The sequence below is a fragment of the Chromobacterium rhizoryzae genome (assembly GCF_020544465.1).
In the GTDB taxonomy this organism is placed as follows: domain Bacteria; phylum Pseudomonadota; class Gammaproteobacteria; order Burkholderiales; family Chromobacteriaceae; genus Chromobacterium.
This window is the reverse complement of sequence record NZ_CP066126.1, coordinates 3,156,910-3,174,274: the sequence shown is the minus strand read 5'-3', so window position 1 is coordinate 3,174,274 and position 17,365 is coordinate 3,156,910. Positions and strand designations below refer to the sequence as shown.

The window sequence follows — 17,365 nt, the reverse complement described above, 5'->3', positions numbered from 1 at the left end:
GCCGGCGTTTTTGTTTTTGCCGCCGGCGGCGGATTGCGGTTTTTTTACGACACCGGCCGGCCGGGCCGGAGACGAAAGCCGGCGCTGGATTTGGCGGCCAGGCCTATGCCGGCCGGTTTTGCGCGCGGATGTCGGATTTGGACGGCTTGTTGTCGGAATACCCTTACTTGGCCCAGCCCTTCCTTCCTATCTTGAACCTTGATTTACATTAAACATTCTTCGAATTGTCAGCGGCCGCGCCGAAGGGAGCCGGGATGCAAACGATCAAGGTCGAGGTCAGAAACCTCCACAAGGTGTTCGGCGGCAAGCCGGCGGAAGTGATGTCCTTGCTGCGGGCCGGCGAGAGCAAGGACGAAGTGTTTCGGCGCACCGGGGCGGTGGTGGGCGTCAACGACGTGTCGTTCTCGGTGCGCGCCGGCGAAATCTTCGTGCTGATGGGCCTGTCCGGTTCCGGCAAATCCACGCTGATCCGCCTGATCAACCGCTTGCTGGAGCCCAGCGCCGGCCAGATCCTGCTGGACGGCCAGGACCTGACCCGGCTGTCACCCAGGCAATTGGTGGCCTTGCGCCGCCGCGACATGAGCATGGTGTTCCAGAGCTTCGCGCTGATGCCGCACCGCACGGTGCTGGACAACGCCGCCTTCGGCCTGGAAGTGGCCGGCCTCGGGCGCAAGGCCCGCGAGGCGCGGGCGCGGGAAGTGCTGGAGCAAGTGGGGCTGGCCGCCTTCGCCGGCAAGTACCCGCATCAGCTCTCCGGCGGCATGCAGCAGCGGGTGGGTCTGGTGCGCGCGCTGGCGGTCAATCCCTCGCTGATGCTGATGGACGAGGCCTTCTCGGCGCTGGACCCGCTCAAGCGCGCCGAGCTGCAGGACTTGCTGCTGCAATTGCAGCGCGAGCAGCGCCGCACCATCGTCTTCGTCTCCCATGATCTGGAAGAGGCGCTGCGCATCGGCAGCCGCATCGCCATCATGGAGGGCGGCCGGCTGGTACAGGTGGGCAGCCCGCGCGAAATCATCGAATGCCCGGCCGACGACTATGTGCGCAACTTCTTCAAGAGCGTGGACACCTCGCGCTATCTGCAGGCCAAGGATCTGATCGAAGCCGCGCCGCCGCCGCGCGCGACGGCCGCTCCGCACGTGGAGCCGTCCTGTAGCCTGTCCGATGTGCTGTTGCGGCTCCAGGGGCAGGCCGAACCGCTGCAGGTGCGCGACGACGACGGCCGCTGCCTGGGCGTGATCACCCCCAGCAGCGTGCTCAACAAGCTGTCCCAGCACCGCCCTAGCGCGGCCGCCCACCACTGAACCCCAACGGGCGTCGCCGGCGCGGGGGCGTGTGGCTCTCGCCGTCCTGAGCGCGTCCGGCGAGACGAGGAGCACGCCGCATGGCCGACACCAGTCCCCAATCCCCGCTGCCGATAGGCAGCTGGGTCAACCAGATCATCCATTTTCTGCTGGAAAACAACGCCGGCGCCTTCGACGCCGTCGGCGGCGGCATCGACTGGTTCGCCACCCAGGTGGAGGCCTTGTTGCAGGGCGTGCCGCCATGGGCGCTGGCCGGCGTGTTCGCCGGCGTCGGCCTGTGGCGGCTGGGCTGGAAGTTCGCCGTCTTCGTCTGCGCGGCGCTGGGCCTGATCTGGGCCACCGGCTTCTGGAGCCAGACCGTCGCCACGTTGGCGCTGACCCTGTCCGCCACCTGCGTCAGCCTGATGCTGGGGGTGCCGCTGGGCATCTGCTGCGCACGCTGGCGCTGGGTCAACGCCCTGGTGCGGCCGGCGCTGGACTTCATGCAGACCATGCCGGCTTTCGTTTATCTGATTCCCGCGGCAATGTTCTTCGGACTGGGGCGGGTGCCGGGCATCCTGGCCACGGTAGTGTTCGCGGTGCCGCCGGCGGTGCGCTTGACCAATCTGGGCATCCGCCAGGTGAACCGGGAGCTGGTGGAGGCGGGCAACGCCTTCGGCTGCACCTCTTGGCAATTGCTGTTCAAGGTGCAGCTGCCCATCGCGCTGCCGTCCATCATGGCCGGGGTCAATCAGACCATCATGATGGCGCTGTCCATGGTGATCATCGCCTCCATGGTGGGGGCCGGCGGCCTGGGCAACGATGTCCTGGCCAGCATACAGCGGCTGGACGTCGGCCTCGGTTTCGAGAGCGGGCTGGCGGTGGTGCTGCTGGCCATCATCCTGGACCGGATCACCGAAAGCTTCGGCCGCGCGCCGGAAGCGGGCGCCGCGGCCGACGGCTGAGGATGAAACAGGAGGAAACCAGGGACGAAACAATACCTGCGCAACGGTTTTCAAGGCCGGCTGCGAACCGCTTCGGAGCAGAACAACAATCCTCGCAACGCACACATTGGAGGTCGTGATGGGACCGCAACAGATCGCCTCGTTGTCGCATATCGCCTTTTTGCTGCTGGACCGGTTTTCAATGATCGCGTTCTCCAACGCGGTGGAGCCTTTGCGCATGGCCAACTACCTGTCGCGCAAGAAGCTGTACCGCTGGAGCCTGCTGTCGGCGGACGGCGAGCCGGTCAGCGCCAGCAACGGCCTGAGCCTGTCGCCGATCTCCGCGCCGGGCCCTCCGCAGCAGTACGACATGCTCATCGTCTGCGGCGGCTGCCAGGTGCGCGAGGCGGCCACCGACAAGGTGCAGGCGCTGATCCGCCGCTTCGCCGCCCAGGGCGTGCCGCTGGGATCGATCTGCACCGGCACCTTCGCGCTGGCCCGGGCCGGGGTGCTGAACGGCTACCGTTGCGCCATCCATTGGGAAAACCTGCTGTCCATCAGCGAGGAATTCCCCCGCACCCGCTTCACCTCGGACCTGTTTGTGCTGGACCGGGACCGCTTCACCTGTAGCGGCGGCACCGCGCCGCTGGATTTCATGTGCCATCTGATCCGCCACAAGGGCGGCAAGAGCCTGGCGGCCGACGTCTCGGTGCAATTCATCGTGGACCGGCTGCGCGACGACGGCGACCGCCAGCACATCCCGCTGCTGGCGCGCATCGGCACCGGGCACGAAGCCTTGCTGGACGCCGCCTTGTCGATGGAGAGCAATATCGAGAACCCGCGCTCGCTGGAGCATCTGGCGGCGGAGCTGGGCGTGTCGCTGCGCCATCTGGAGCGCTTGTTCAAGCGCTATCTGAGCACCACGCCGGCGCAATACTATTTGGATCTCCGCCTGCGCCGGGCGCGCGAGCTGCTGCTGCAAACCAATATGAGCGTGATGGAAGTCACCGTGGCCTGCGGTTTTCTGTCCTCCTCGCATTTTTCCAAGTCCTACCGCGGGCTGTTCGGCTACCCGCCCAGCCGCGAGCGGCAACAATACCTGGTGGCGGCCGGGGCCATCGCCTGAACGCCTGTTCAAGGCCGGCCGCGCCTTGTCTCGTTCCGGCTCGCGAGACCTTGAACGGGTGCTGGAAACCTAATGGGCGGCGCGGCAGCGGCCGCCGGGCGGACTTTCGCCATCATCGCTGCCCGGGAGGAAGGGATGAATCGATTCAAAGCAATGTCCGCGGCGCTGCTGCTGGCCATCGCCGGCAGCGCGGCGGCACGGGAGCCGGCCGCCTGCCGCAATGTGCGTTTCGCCGATGTCGGCTGGACCGACATCGCGGCCACCACCGGCATGGCCAGCGTGGTGTTGGAGGCCCTGGGCTACCGCCCCAGCGTGACCATGGCCTCGGTGCCCATCGCCTTCTCCGGGCTCAAGAGCCGGCAGATCGACGTGTTCCTCGGGTATTGGAGCCCGTCGATGACGCCGTTGATCGAACCCTATCTGAAAGCGGGCCAGATCAAGGTGCTGACCGAGCCCAATCTGAGCGGGGCCAAGTACACGCTGGCGGTGCCGGACTACGTGGCCGCCGCCGGCCTGCGGGATTTCAAGGACATCGCCCGTTTCAAGGCGCAGCTGGACGGCAAGATCTACGGCATCGAAGCCGGCAACGACGGCAACCGCCTGATCGAGGACATGATCCGCAAGCAACAGTACGGCTTGGGCGGCTTCAAGCTGGTGGAGTCCAGCGAGGCCGGCATGCTGGCCGAACTGGAACGCGCCGAGCGGCGGAAGAAATGGATGGTGTTCCTGGCCTGGGAGCCGCACCCGATGAACGTCAGGCACAAGCTGCGCTATCTGTCCGGCGGCGACGCGGTGTTCGGCCCCAATTTCGGCGCGGCCAGGGTCTTCACCGCGCTGCCGCCGGATTACGAAGCGCGTTGCGCCAATGTCGGCCGCTTGCTGCGCAATCTGCGCTTCAGCACCGATATGGAAAACCGGGTGATGGGGCCGATCATGGACAAGATCAGGCCGGAGGTGGCGGCGCGGGAGTATTTGAAAAAGAACCCGGCGGTGCTGACGAGCTGGCTGGCGGGAGTGGACACCTTCGACGGCCGGCCTGGGCTGAGCGTCGTCGGCCAGGCGCTGGCGCGCTGAGAACCTGTTTACGATCGTGGCGCGTTTGATCGCAAAGGGGTCGCTTTGACTCAAGGCCGGCGTCGCTTTCTTTCCTAGCATCGGGAGCAGATGTCGCCGGTATCCGCCGGCGCGGCAGCGAGGAGACGATGATGACAGGCAATCGCGGAGTGGTGTACCTGGCGCCGGGCCAGGTGGAAGTGCGCTCCATACCCTTTCCGGAACTGGCGTCCCCGGCCGGGCGCAAGCTCGGCCACGGCGTCATTCTCAAGGTGCTGAGCACCAATATCTGCGGCTCGGACCAGCATATGGTGCGCGGCCGCACCACGGCCCCGGCCGGTCTGGTGCTGGGGCATGAAATCACCGGCGAGGTGATAGAGACGGGCGGCGATGTGGAAACGCTGCGCATCGGCGATCTGGTGTCGGTGCCGTTCAATGTGGCGTGCGGACGCTGCCGCTGCTGCAAGGAGCAGGATACCGGCGTGTGCCTGTCGGTGAACCCGGCGCGGGCCGGCGGCGCTTACGGCTACGTCGACATGGGCGGCTGGGTGGGCGGCCAGGCGGAATACGTGATGGTGCCTTACGCCGACTTCAACCTGCTGAAATTTCCGGACCGGGATCAGGCGCTGGCCAAGATCCGAGACCTGACCTGCTTGTCCGACATCCTGCCCACCGGCTATCACGGCGCGGTGTCGGCCGGCGTGGGGCCGGGCAGCACGGTCTACGTGGCCGGCGCGGGCCCGGTGGGTTTGGCGGCGGCGGCTTCCGCGCGCCTGCTGGGCGCGGCGGTGGTCATCGTCGGCGACGTCAATCCGGCGCGGCTGGCCCATGCCCGCGCCGTCGGCTTTGAAACCGCGGATCTGTCGCAGGACGCGACGCTGGGCGAACAGATCGCCGCCATCCTGGGCGTGCCGGAGGTGGATTGCGCGATCGACGCCGTCGGTTTCGAGGCGCGCGGCCACGGCCACGCCGCCTCGCGGCAGGAGGCGCCGGCCACCGTGCTCAACGCCTTGATGGAAGTGACGCGCGAGGCCGGGCGCATCGGCATTCCCGGGCTCTACGTGACCGACGACCCCGGCGCGGTGGACGCGGCGGCCAAGCAGGGCAGCCTGTCGGTGCGCTTTGGCCTGGGCTGGGCCAAGTCGCACAGCTTCTTCACCGGCCAGACTCCGGTGATGAAGTACAACCGCGCGTTGATGCAGGCGATTCTGTGGGACCGCATCCCCATCGCCGAAGTGGTGGGCGTGGAGATCATCAGCCTGGACAACGCGCCCAGAGGCTACGCCGAGTTCGACGGCGGCGCGCCGAAGAAATTCGTCATCGATCCGCATGGGCAGTTGCGCTAGCCTGCTCTGTTGGCTGGGCATGGGCGGCCTGGTCCTGGACGCGCAGGCTTGGGATGCGTCCGCGACCAGCCCGCTGCCCGGCGGCATCGCGCCGGGGCAGCGCATGGTGGCGCCCAGGGCGAGCCTGGGTCCCGGGCTGCCGTCAACGTCCTGGACGAGCGACGTCTCTCCGCCGGAGGACGAAGCCGCGCTGCTCTCCAGCGCCTGCCGGAACCGCCACTTGAACCCCGAGGCGGTTCGGGCGCATGCTAAATCCCGGCTCAGCGACATCAGCGCCAGCGAGTTGAGCGCTTACCGCCTCGAAGGCATCGTGCCGCAGGGGCCGAACCGGCGCGGGCCCTGGAGCAGCTTCGACTGGGTGTTCACCCGGCCCGACGGCGTGTTGCTGGTGTTGAGCGAATGGGATTTCGTCGCCGACGGCGGCGGCGTGCTGGCGCTGCGGGAAGACATGAATATGAGCGTGCGGGGCCATCCGGCCCGTTTTCAGCTCAGGAGCACGCCCTCCGGCAAGCCGGTGTCCGAGCTGAGCTGGGCCAGCCGGCAAAAGCTTTACAGCCTCAAAGTATGGGACGAGGTCGGCCCCGATGCGCGGCAAACCTATAATTCGGCTTGGCTGCTGCGTTTGGCCGAGCAGATCAGGTAAGCGAAGCGGGGGCCTGCTTGCACTCACTGGGAATCGCCATGTCCTTGACCGCGGAACAACAGGCGCGCATCGCCGCGCTGGTATCGGATCATCAAACGCAGCCGGGCGGTTTGCTGCCCTTGCTGCACGCCGTGCAGGACGAGTTGGGCCATGTGCCGGACGCCGCGACGCCGGACATCGCCCGCGCCTTCCGCCTGAGCCGCGCCGAAGTGCGCGGCGTGCTCAGCTTCTACCACGATTTCCGCGACGAGCCGCCGGCGCGCCATGAGCTGCGGCTATGCCGGGCGGAGGCCTGTCAGAGCATGGGTTCAGAGGCGCTGGCGCAAAGGCTGCGGGCGCGCACCGGCCTGGACGACGCCGGCCGCAGCGCCGACGGCGGCCTGGAACTGCGGCCGGTGTACTGTCTGGGCGCCTGCGCCTGCGCGCCGGCCTTGCTGCTGGACGGCGAATTGCACGCGCGGATCGACGCCGCCGCGTTGGACGCCTTGCTGGCCGGCTGTCTGGAGGAGGGCGGCGCATGCTGACCTTCCATCTACCCTGTGATTCCGCGGCGCGGGCGCTGGGCGCGGACCGGACCGCGCGGGCGCTGGCCGAGGCGGCGGCGCGACGCGGCCTGGAAGTGGACATCCGGCGCAATAGTTCGCGCGGCCTGTACTGGCTGGAGCCCTTGCTGGAAATGGACACGCCGCAAGGCCGCGTCGGCTTCGGGCCCTTGACGGCGGCGCAGGCGGACAGCGTGCTGAGCGCCGTGCTGGAGGCGGACGGCCAGCATCCGCTGGCGCTGGGCTTGCTGGAGCGCCTGCCCTATCTGGCCGGCCAGCAGCGGCTGTTGTTCGCGCGCGCCGGGCTGACCCGTCCCTTGTCGCTGGACGATTATCTGGACCACGGCGGCTATCGCGGCCTGGCCCACGCGCTGGAACTGGGCGGCGAGGGCACGCTGGACTGCGTGCTGGAATCCGGCCTGCGCGGCCGCGGCGGCGCGGCCTTTCCCGCCGGCGTCAAATGGCGCACGGTGCGCGAGGCGGCGGCGGACGGCAAATACGTGGTGTGCAACGCCGACGAGGGCGATTCCGGCAGCTTCGCCGACCGCATGCTGATGGAGGGCGACCCCTTTTTGTTGATCGAGGGCATGACTATCGCGGCGCTGGCGGTGGGGGCGACCCGCGGCTACCTCTATGTCCGCTCCGAATACGCCGCGGCGGCGGAGACGCTGCGGCGGGCGTTGGAGATCGCCCGCCGACGCGGCTATTTGGGGCCCGATCTGCAAGGCAGCGGCCGCGAGCTGGAACTGGAGCTGCGCCTGGGCGCGGGCGCGTATATCTGCGGCGAAGAAACGGCCATGCTGGAATCGCTGGAGGGCCGGCGCGGCGAAGTCCGGGCCAAGCCGCCGCTGCCCGCGCTCAGCGGCCTGTTCGGCCGTCCCACCCTGGTGCACAACGTGTTGACCCTGGCCTCGGTGCCCACCATCCTGGCCCGCGGCGCGCCGTATTACCGCGATTTCGGGGTGGGCCGCTCGCGCGGCACCATGGCGTTCCAGCTGGCCGGCAATGTGCGGCGCGGCGGCCTGGTGGAGCGCGGCTTCGGCCTGAGCCTGCGCGAGTTGATCGAGGACTACGGCGGCGGCTGCGCCAGCGGCCGGCCGGTCAAGGCGGCGCAGGTGGGCGGGCCGCTGGGCGCCTGGCTGAGCCCGTCGCAGTTCGACACCGCGCTGGACTACGAGGCTTTCGCCGCCGTCGGCGCCATGCTCGGCCACGGCGGCGTGGTGGTGTGCGACGACAGCGTCGACATGGCGCGCATGGCGCGTTTCGCCATGCGGTTTTGCGCCGAGGAGTCTTGCGGCAAGTGCACGCCCTGTCGCATCGGCTCCACCCGCGGCGTGGAGGTGATGGACCGGCTGTTGGCGGCCGGCGACGCCGCGGAGCGGCGCCGGCATTGGACCCTGTTGCGGGATTTGTGCGAGACCATGCGGCACGGTTCGCTGTGCGCGCTGGGCGGTTTGACGCCCTTGCCGGTGTTGAGCGCGGCGCGGGGTTTCCCCGCGGATTTCGGCCTGGACCCGGCCATCGTCGAGGAGGATGCGCCATGAGCTGCCAGTTTGACCCCAAGCCGGTCCCGACGGCGGACCTGGGCACGCCGGCGCGCGAGGGCGCGCCGGTGAGCCTGAGCATAGACGGCGTCGAGATCACCGTGCCGGCCGGCACCTCGGTGCTGCGCGCCGCCGCGCTGCAGGGCGCGCGCCTGCCCAGGCTGTGCGCCACCGACAGCCTGGAGCCGTTCGGCTCCTGTCGCATGTGCCTGGTGGAAATAGACGGCCAGCGCGGCTATCCGGCCGCCTGCACCACGCCGGTGAGCGCGGGCATGGCGGTGCGCACGCAGAGCGAGGCCTTGGCCAGGCTGCGGCGCGGCGTGATGGAACTCTATGTGTCCGACCACCCGCTGGATTGCCTGGGCTGCGCCGCCAACGGCGATTGCGAACTGCAGACCGTGGCCGGCCAGGTGGGGCTGCGCGAAGTGCGCTACGGTCTGGCCGGGGCCAATCATCTGGCCGATGCCAAGGATGAGTCCAATCCTTATTTCGATTACGACCCGGCCAAGTGCATCGTCTGCAACCGCTGCGTGCGCGCCTGCGAGGAAACCCAGGGGACTTTCGCGCTGAGCATCGTCGGCCGCGGTTTCGATTCCCGCGTCCGCGCCGCCGGCGGCGCGGACTTCCTCGGCTCGGAATGCGTGTCCTGCGGCGCCTGCGTGCAAGCCTGTCCCACCGCCACGCTGGTGGAGAAAAGCGTGGTCGCGCAGGGGCAGCCGGAGCGCAGCGTGGCGACCACCTGCGCTTATTGCGGCGTGGGCTGCGGCTTCCGCGCCGAACTCAAGGGCGAGCGCGTGGTGAGGATGACGCCGGACCGGGACGGCCGCGCCAATCACGGCCATTCCTGCGTCAAGGGCCGCTTCGCCTGGGGCTACGCCACCCATCCGGACCGCATCGTCAAACCCATGCTGCGCGCCGGCATCCACGAGCCCTGGCGGGAGGTGAGCTGGGAACAGGCGCTGGAGCATGTGGCCGGCGAGTTCCGCCGCCTGCAGACGCGCTACGGCCGCGACGCCGTCGGCGGCATCAGCTCCAGCCGCTGCACCAATGAGGAAACCTATCTGGTGCAGAAGCTGGTGCGCGCCGCCTTCGGCAACAACAATATCGACACCTGCGCCCGCGTCTGCCACTCGCCCACCGGCTACGGCCTCAAGCAGACTCTGGGCGAATCCGCAGGCACCCAGGATTTCGATTCGGTGCTGAGCGCCGACGTGATCCTGGTGATAGGCGCCAATCCCAGCGACGCCCACCCGGTGTTCGGCTCGCTGCTGCGGCGACGGCTGCGCGAGGGCGCGCGGCTGATCGTCATCGACCCGCGCCGCATCGATCTGGCCGATTCGCCGCACGCGGCGCCGGCGCTGCATCTGGCCTTGCGGCCCGGCAGCAATGTGGCCGTGCTCAACGCGCTGGCCCATGTGCTGGTGAGCGAAAACCTGTTGGATCAAGACTTCATCGCCCAGCGCTGCGAGACCGAGGCCTTCCGGCTCTGGCGCGACTTCGCGGCAGAAGCGGACAATGCGCCGGAGCGCGTCGCCGAGGCCAGCGGGGTGCCGGCGGCGCTGATCCGCGAGGGGGCGCGGCTGTACGCGGGCGGCGGCAACGCCGCCATCTACTACGGACTGGGCGTCACCGAACACAGCCAGGGCAGCACCGCGGTGATGGCCATCGCCAATCTGGCCATGGCCACCGGCAATCTTGGCCGCGCCGGCGTCGGCGTCAACCCGCTGCGCGGCCAGAACAATGTGCAGGGCTCCTGCGACATGGGCTCTTTCCCGCATGAACTGCCCGGCTACCGCCATGTGTCCGACGACGCGGTGCGCGCGCGCTTCGAGGCGGACTGGGGCGTGGACTTGCAGCCGGAGCCGGGGCTGCGGATTCCCAATATGCTGGACGCGGCGCTGGACGGCGGTTTCAAGGGCTTGTATTGCCAGGGCGAGGACATCGCGCAGAGCGACCCCAACACCCAGCACGTGGCCGCCGCGCTGACGGCGATGGAGTGCGTGGTGGTGCAGGACCTGTTTTTGAACGAAACCGCCAAATACGCCCATGTGTTTCTGCCCGGCAGCTCCTTCCTGGAAAAGGACGGCACCTTCACCAATGCCGAGCGGCGCATCTCGCGGGTGCGCCGGGCGATGCGTCCGCTGGCCGGCATGGCGGATTGGGAGGTGACCGCGGCGCTGGCGGCGGCGCTGGGCTATCCGATGGCTTATGCGCACCCGTCGGAAATCATGGACGAGATCGCGCGGCTGACGCCCAGCTTCGCCGGGGTCAGCTACGCCAAGCTGGACCGGCTGGGCAGCCTGCAATGGCCGTGCAACGAGGCGGCGCCCGAGGGCACGCCGGTGATGCACGTCGACCGTTTCTCCCGCGGCCTGGGGCGCTTCGTCGTCACCCGCTACGTGGCGACTTCGGAGCGGGCGGGCAAGCGCTTCCCGCTCTTGCTGACCACCGGGCGGATTCTCAGTCAGTACAATGTCGGCGCGCAGACCCGGCGCACCGAAAACCGGCTTTGGCACGCCGAGGACAGGCTGGAAATCCATCCGGCCGACGCCGAGGCGAGGGGCGTCGTCGACGGCGACTGGGTGGCGGTGCACAGCCGCGCCGGCGACACCGCCCTGCGCGCCAAGGTGACCGAACGGGTGGCGCCGGGCGTGGTGTACACCACCTTCCATCACCCGGAGTCCGGCGCCAATGTGGTGACCACCGACAACTCGGATTGGGCCACCAACTGTCCGGAGTACAAGGTCACCGCGGTGGAGGTGAGGAAGACCGCGCGGCCGTCGGAGTGGCAGCGCCGTTTCCACGGCTTCGGCGACGAGCAGCAAAGACTGCTGGCCGCCGGGCGGCGGACGGGGAGCCAGACGGAATGAGGCCGGAGCCGCTGGTGAAGATGGTCAACGAGATCGCGCGCTTCTTCGAGGACGCGCAGGGGGAGGACGCGGCGGCCGAGGTCGCCCAGCATCTGCGGCGTTTCTGGACGCCGGCGATGCGCGCAGGCCTGCTGACGCATTGGCGGAGCGCCGGCGCGGCAAGCGGGCTGGTCCCGCTGGCGGCGCGGGCCTTGGGCTGTTTGGAGCAGATGTCCGACAAGGCCGCTGGCTAAGAGTCTGTTTACGATCTGCTGCGCTTGGCGAGACGTCTCACGGTGAGTACCGCTTCGAAACGCTCATGTGCCACGAGCGTATTCCGCTTTTTCGCTCGTTTTCGCCTGGTCTCGCTTTTGCCCGCGAGACTTGGAACAGGCTCTTAAGAGCTTGTTCAAGATGGCCGGCGCGGCCTGTCGGGCGGCGCCGGCGATACGCAAAAACACGCGGCGCAGGCCGCGGATCGCCGCGGCGTCAGCGTCGCCGGCGCGGGGATGGGCCACAGCCGGCGGCGGCCGGTTGCGGACTTTCGCAAGCGGGGCCCGCGTGGTCCCGACCGTGCCGGAGCAAGCGTCATGACGACTACCCTGATCAAGATCGATCTCGATCAATCCCCTTACGACAATCCGCAGATCCACAACCGCTGGCATCCTGACATCCCCATGGCCTGCTGGGTGCTGCCCGGCGACGATTTCGTGCTGGAGTGCTACGACTGGACCGGCGGCCAGGTGCGCAACGACGATTGCGCCGAGGACATCCGCGACCTGGATCTGAGCGCCGTGCATTTCCTGTCCGGCCCGGTGGGCGTGGCCGGCGCGCAGCCCGGCGACTTGCTGGTGGTGGATTTGCTGGACATCGGCGCCTTGCCGGAGCGGCAATGGGGTTTCAACGGTATTTTCTCGCGCAGCAACGGCGGCGGTTTTCTCAGCGAGCATTTTCCGCACGCGCAAAAGACGATATGGGATTTCCAGGGGCTTTACGCCCGCAGCCGCCATATTCCCGGCGTCCGTTTCGCCGGGCTGATCCATCCCGGTCTGATAGGCTGCCTGCCCAGCCGGCCGTTGCTGGAGGAGTGGAACCGGCGCGAGGCCGAATTGCTGCGCGAGAATCCGCGCGCGGTGGCGCATCTGCCTTTCGCGCCCAGCGCGCATATGGGGCGCCTGGGCGGCGAGACGGCGCGGCGCGCGGCGGAGGAGGCGGCGCGCACGGTGCCGCCGCGCGAGCATGGCGGCAATTGCGACATCAAGGACTTGTCGCGCGGCGCCCGCGTGTTTCTGCCGGTCTATGTCGACGGCGCCGGCCTGTCGGTGGGCGATCTGCACTTCAGCCAGGGCGACGGGGAGATCACCTTTTGCGGCGCCATCGAGATGGCGGGTTGGGCGCATCTGAAGGTGGATCTGATCAAGGGCGGGGTGGCGGCCTACGGCATCCGCAATCCGGTGTTCCAGCCCAGCCCGCTGGCGCCGCGTCACGGCGATTACCTGATTTTCGAGGGCGTGTCGGTGGACGAGCGTGGCGGCCAGCATTATCTGGATGTGCAAGTGGCTTATCGCCAGGCCTGCCTGAACGCCATCGACTATCTGGGCAAGTTCGGCTATTCGCGCGCCCAGGCCTACAGCATTCTCGGCTGCGCGCCGGTGCAGGGGCATATCAGCGGGGTGGTGGACGTGCCCAACGCCTGCGCCACGCTGTGGCTGCCGACGGACATCTTCGATTTCGACATCCGGCCGCAAGCCGGCGGGCCCCGGCCGCAGCCGCTGGACGGCGTGCCAGTGCCCTTATCCTACGACCTGTAAGAGTCTGGCAATGTCTGCTGCGCTTCGGCGATACGGCGTTGAAAACATCCTCAAAATGCTCATGTGCCACGCCTACCTTCCGCTTTTCGCTTGTTTTCGCCTTGTCTCGTCCTTTAAGGCGCGACTTGATAGACCGGGTGGTCCGGCGGAATCAGCTCGGTGGCGAGGAAATCGATGAAGGCGCGCACCGCCGGCAGCAGGCCGCGGCGGGTGGGGAAGGCGGCGTGCAGAATGCCCCAGGGAATGTCGTAGTCCGGCAGCAGCCGCACCAGCTGGCCGGCCTGCAGCGCCTCGTGGCAGACCAGTTCCGGCAGCGCGGCCACGCCCAGGCCGGCGATGGCGGCGTCGCGCAGCACGATCAGATCGTCGGTCATCAGCCGGGGGCTGTCTATCTGCACGGTGTAGGCGTGGCCGGCCTGATCCAGCAAGGCCCATTGGCCGCGGCCGTCGGGCCGGCTCATGGTCAAGGCCGGCCAGCCGGCCATGTCGGCCGGATGCCTGGGCGCCGGGCGCTCGGCCAGCAAGGCCGGGCTGGCCACCAGGGAGGTCTGGGCGGTGGCCAGTCGGCGCACCACCAGATTGGCGCTGTCCTCGATCACATTGCGCACGCGGATGGCCACGTCCACCCCTTCTTCTATCAGGTCCACGCGCCGGTTGCTGGAATCCAGCTGCACCCGCAGCAGCGGGTGGCGGGCCATGAAGCGGGGCAAGGCCGGGGCCAGCAGGGTCTTGGACAGCAGTTCCGGACAGCTGACCTTGATCAGGCCGCGCGGCTCCGCGCTGCTGCGGGCGATGGCCTCGTCGGCGGCTTCGGCTTCCTCCAGCATCGCCTGACAGTGTTGGTAGTACTGCTGGCCGATCTCGGTCAGCGACAGGCGGCGGGTGGTTCTTTGCAGCAGGCGCACGCCCAGCCGCTGCTCCAGCTCCGCCACGCGGCGGGACAGCCGGGATTTGGGGATGCCCAGCACGCGGCCGGCGGCCATGAAGCCGCCGTGCTCAACCACTTTGGCGAAGTAGAGCAGATCGTTCAGGTCCTGCATGATTGTCTCGCTGATGGAACAATGTTTCCGATTTTTGCAGTCTAGTGCGGATTGGTTCGGAAAACTATCATGCAATCACTTTCTCTACCAAGACACCAAGGACCCGACCATGAAACTGTTGCATCTCGACTCCAGCATCCTCGCCGCCAACTCGGTTTCCCGCCAACTGACCGCCGTTGTCGCCGACACCCTGCGCCAGCGTCACGCCAATGTGGAAACCGCTTACCGCGATCTGGCCGGCCAGCCCATCGCCCACCTGTCCGGCGAAATCATCGGCGCCAATTTCACCGCCGAGGCGGACTGGACCGCCACCCAGCGCAGCGAAGCCGCGCTGAGCAATGAGCTGATCGAAGAATTCCTGGCCGCGGACGTGGTGGTGATCGGCGCGCCGATGTACAACTTCTCCATCCCGTCGCAATTGAAAGCCTGGGTGGACCGCGTGGCCGCCTCCGGCCGCACGTTCAAATACACCGAGAACGGCCCGGTGGGCCTGGCCGGCGGCAAGAAGGTGATCGTGGTGTCCTCGCGCGGCGGCGTTTACAGCACCGAGCAGGGCCAGCTGATGGACTTCCAGGAAGACTACCTGAAGACGGTGATGGGCTTCCTGGGCGTGAACGACGTGGCTTTTGTCCGCGCCGAAGCGGTGAATATGGGCGAAGACAAGCGCGCCACCGCCATCCACGCGGCCAAGGACGCCATCGCCAAACTGGCGCTGTAATTCTCCTGCCGCAAACGAAGACAGCCGGCCCTTGATGGGCCGGCTGTTTTGCGTCTGGCGCGAGCGGAGAATCTGCTCAATGCCTTTGTCGGGTTAGCCCGCCGACGCGCAGCAGATCGTAAACAGCCTCTCAGGGCAGCTTGCAGCTGTCCAACAGCTTGTCCAGCCCCTGCTGCTCGTGGCGGAAACTGGCCTTGGGCGGCGTGTGGCTGTAGTCGAGGGTGACGACGTAGAGGCTGTCGAAGTCGTTCTTGTCCCATTTGGGCACCTTGTCTGCCGAGCCCTTGTCGCCGTAATCCTGCATCAGGCTGACGGCGAGTTCGCGCAGCAGCTTGTGCTCCCAGGCGATGTAGACGGTTTTGCCGTGCTGCAGCGGGTTGACCAGTTGCTGTTGCAGCGCGTCGATGGCCTCCATGTCGAAGTTGCTGTTCACCGGCAGGCCCAGGGAGATGGCGGTGGGCTCGATGGTGGCCAGCGGGCGGATGTAGTTGAAGGTGCCGGCGGGGTCCCGGGTCTGGCTGGCGGTGGAGGGCGCGAAGATCTGGTCGGCCCGTCCGTATTTTTTGGGCAGCAGCTTGGCCAGTTCCAAAGAGCGGTTGAAGCCCTTGCAATTGAGCTGGCCGTAGCCGCCCTCGGGTTTTTCACCGTGGCGCAGCATGACCAGCGTCTGGGTCTGCGGCGCCGGGGCGGCGTGCAGCAGGGGGCTGGCCAGCATGGCCAACAGCAGGCTGAGGCGGGAGAGTTTCATCGCGGGGTCCGTTGAGTCGAAACCCGCTCAGTGTCCCGCAGCGGACGGCGGCGGCGCAAGCTGGAACAAGGATCAGGGTTGCAGCTGCAACTGGGCCACGCTGTCCGCGCTCAGGTATTTGCCGAAGATCTTGCGCAGGGCGCCGTCCTTGAGCATTTGCTGCAGCTGGGCCTGCCATTGTTCCGCCTGCTGCGGGCTGAAGGCGCTGTGCGCCAGCATCAGGCCGCCGGCGATGCGTTCCGAGTTGGGGAACAGGTCCAGCACCGTCACCTGGCCGGACAGGGCCGGGGAGTTGAGCCAGCTGTCGTAGCTGAAAGGGTGGGCGAAGGCGGCGGTGACGATGCGTTGGGACAACATGGCGTAGAGGTCGCGTTCGTCGTTGGCCATCACCACCTTGCCGCGTTTGGCCAGTTGTTCGATGAAGGCGTCTTGCTCCGGGCTGTGGCGGTAGCCGCGGATCACGCCCCATTTGACCGCCGGTTCGGCCAGCAACTGCTCCAGGGTGCGCGCGCCGATCTGCTTGGACAGCAAGATCATGTTCTTGCTGTAGAAGTAGGGATAGATCCAGGCGTATTTGCGGCGGTCAGCGGTGGGGATGGTGGAGGTGCCCAGATTCAATTGGCCGTGCTCCAGCATTTTCAGCACGCGGATGCGGGGGTAAACGTCTTCCTGGACGATATTGCAGCCCAGCCGGCGCGCCAGCTCGTGCACCAGGTCCACGTCATAGCCGTGGCCGTTTTCATAGGCGCTGCCAATCAGGTAGTAACCCACTTTCAGGCCGTCGGCCGGGCAGGGCGAATCGCCCAGCGCCGCCGCCGATGCCAGCGCGCCGCCCAGCAGCGCCGCCCAGTGTGCTTTCATGCCGTTCTCCCGTACGCGTTCCGTTTAGCTATAGCCGGATTCGTCGGGTCTTGCCGCATGCGAGTGATTGTTATTCCAGCATGCCGCGCACGCTGTCTTCGCTCAGGTATTTGCGCAGAATGCGCTGCAGGCTGCCGTCCGCGCGCATCGCGTCCAGTTCCGTCCGCCAGCGGCGCATCTGGGGTTCGCTGAAGCTGCGGTGGGACAGCACCAGGCCGTTCTCCAGGCTGCTGTCGCGGAAGGGGTCCATGACCTTGACTTGCAGCCGGGCGCGCGGCTGGCCGTTGAGCCAGTGGTCGTAGACCTGGGGCTGGGAGAAGGCGGCGGAAATGGAGCCGCTGCGCAGCATGTCCAGCAGGTCTTCCTCGTTGGCGGCGCAGATCAGTTTGTCGCGCTTGGCCATCTGCTGCAGGAAATAGTCCTGCAAGGGGCTGTTGCGGTAGCCGATGACGGCGCCCCATTTCAGCTTGGGGTCGTTCAGCCATTGCTCAGGCGTTTTGCCTTGCACCGCCGGGCTGAGCAGGGTCATGTTGCGGTCGCGGGTATAGGGCAGCACCCAGGCGTAGCGCAGCCGCTTTTGCAGCGGGATGGTGGAGGTGGCCAGATTGAGCTTGCCGTGTTGCACCAGCAGCAGCACGCGCAGGCGCGGGTATTCGCGTTCTTCGCGGATCTTGCAGCCCAGCCTGCGCGCCAGTTCGTGGACCAGGTCCACGTCGTAACCCTTGCCGCCTTCATAGGCGGTGGTCGTCGGGTAGTATCCAACCTTCAGTCCCTCCGCCGGACAGGCGGGCGCGGCGGCGCCGGCCTGCGCCGCGGCGGCGCAAAGGCAGAGGAGGGCGGTCAGGTGCTTGCTCATGGCG

General features: G+C 67.6%; 16 protein-coding genes. 12 read left to right on the top strand and 4 right to left on the bottom strand.

The features are described from left to right. The first annotated feature begins 254 nt into the window (after positions 1-254). The 11 genes from JC616_RS14170 (at position 255) to fmdA (ending at position 13,138) form a co-directional block, all read left to right on the top strand. Positions 255-1,301, top strand: a complete 1,047-nt coding sequence (locus JC616_RS14170; protein WP_107799492.1) for a quaternary amine ABC transporter ATP-binding protein — start codon at positions 255-257, stop codon at positions 1,299-1,301. Positions 1,302-1,381: 80 nt separating this feature from the next. Beyond that, complete coding sequence (locus JC616_RS14165; protein ID WP_107799491.1) at positions 1,382-2,245, top strand: ABC transporter permease; 864 nt, start codon at positions 1,382-1,384, stop codon at positions 2,243-2,245. A 118-nt stretch (positions 2,246-2,363) separates the two neighbouring features. Next, entirely contained in the window at positions 2,364-3,350 is a 987-nt protein-coding gene (locus JC616_RS14160) for a GlxA family transcriptional regulator (RefSeq protein ID WP_107799490.1), read from the top strand. Positions 3,351-3,485: 135 nt separating this feature from the next. Further along, positions 3,486-4,424 carry a choline ABC transporter substrate-binding protein gene (locus JC616_RS14155; RefSeq protein WP_227103767.1) on the top strand — a complete coding sequence of 313 codons (939 nt, stop codon included), beginning with the start codon at positions 3,486-3,488 and terminating at the stop codon, positions 4,422-4,424. 131 nt (positions 4,425-4,555) lie between these two features. Further along, a complete protein-coding gene (gene fdhA, locus JC616_RS14150; protein WP_227103765.1) occupies positions 4,556-5,749 on the top strand; it encodes a formaldehyde dehydrogenase, glutathione-independent in 1,194 nt (397 codons plus the stop codon). Continuing rightward, positions 5,733-6,392 (top strand): hypothetical protein, encoded by a 660-nt coding sequence (locus JC616_RS14145; RefSeq protein ID WP_227103763.1) that lies wholly within the window; start codon positions 5,733-5,735, stop codon positions 6,390-6,392. Before fdhA ends, JC616_RS14145 begins: the two co-directional genes overlap by 17 nt. A 38-nt stretch (positions 6,393-6,430) precedes the next feature. Further along, entirely contained in the window at positions 6,431-6,916 is a 486-nt protein-coding gene (locus JC616_RS14140) for a formate dehydrogenase subunit gamma (protein ID WP_227103761.1), read from the top strand. Further along, on the top strand, positions 6,910-8,478 hold the full coding sequence (locus JC616_RS14135) for a formate dehydrogenase beta subunit (protein WP_227103758.1): 1,569 nt from the start codon (positions 6,910-6,912) through the stop codon (positions 8,476-8,478). Before JC616_RS14140 ends, JC616_RS14135 begins: the two co-directional genes overlap by 7 nt. Further along, positions 8,475-11,348, top strand: coding sequence for a formate dehydrogenase subunit alpha (fdhF, locus tag JC616_RS14130; RefSeq protein ID WP_227103756.1), 2,874 nt, complete (start codon positions 8,475-8,477; stop codon positions 11,346-11,348). Before JC616_RS14135 ends, fdhF begins: the two co-directional genes overlap by 4 nt. Then, positions 11,345-11,581: a formate dehydrogenase subunit delta gene (locus tag JC616_RS14125; RefSeq protein WP_227103754.1), complete on the top strand. Its 237-nt coding sequence runs from the start codon at positions 11,345-11,347 to the stop codon at positions 11,579-11,581. The genes fdhF and JC616_RS14125 overlap by 4 nt, the downstream gene beginning before the upstream one ends. Before the next feature lie 336 nt (positions 11,582-11,917). Beyond that, a complete protein-coding gene (fmdA, locus tag JC616_RS14120; protein ID WP_227103752.1) occupies positions 11,918-13,138 on the top strand; it encodes a formamidase in 1,221 nt (406 codons plus the stop codon). Between the two features lie 113 nt (positions 13,139-13,251). Here the strand turns inward: fmdA and JC616_RS14115 are convergent, their stop codons facing one another. Then, the gene (locus tag JC616_RS14115) at positions 13,252-14,178 is read right to left on the bottom strand and encodes a LysR substrate-binding domain-containing protein (RefSeq protein ID WP_107799482.1); all 927 of its coding nucleotides are present in this window, start codon (positions 14,176-14,178) and stop codon (positions 13,252-13,254) included. A 109-nt stretch (positions 14,179-14,287) separates the two neighbouring features. Here JC616_RS14115 and JC616_RS14110 point away from each other — a divergent pair, with 109 nt between their 5' ends. Further along, the gene (locus JC616_RS14110; RefSeq protein WP_227103750.1) at positions 14,288-14,896 is read left to right on the top strand and encodes an FMN-dependent NADH-azoreductase; all 609 of its coding nucleotides are present in this window, start codon (positions 14,288-14,290) and stop codon (positions 14,894-14,896) included. 130 nt (positions 14,897-15,026) lie between these two features. On the opposite strand, the gene JC616_RS14105 is transcribed toward JC616_RS14110, so the two are convergent. The 3 genes from JC616_RS14105 to JC616_RS14095 all read right to left on the bottom strand — a co-directional run bounded on the left by JC616_RS14105 (position 15,027) and on the right by JC616_RS14095 (position 17,361). Continuing rightward, positions 15,027-15,644: a hypothetical protein gene (locus JC616_RS14105; RefSeq protein ID WP_227103749.1), complete on the bottom strand. Its 618-nt coding sequence runs from the start codon at positions 15,642-15,644 to the stop codon at positions 15,027-15,029. Positions 15,645-15,716: 72 nt separating this feature from the next. Then, the gene (locus tag JC616_RS14100; RefSeq protein ID WP_107799480.1) at positions 15,717-16,505 is read right to left on the bottom strand and encodes a substrate-binding periplasmic protein; all 789 of its coding nucleotides are present in this window, start codon (positions 16,503-16,505) and stop codon (positions 15,717-15,719) included. A 70-nt stretch (positions 16,506-16,575) separates the two neighbouring features. Beyond that, complete coding sequence (locus JC616_RS14095) at positions 16,576-17,361, bottom strand: substrate-binding periplasmic protein (RefSeq protein ID WP_227103747.1); 786 nt, start codon at positions 17,359-17,361, stop codon at positions 16,576-16,578. Positions 17,362-17,365: the final 4 nt, after the last annotated feature.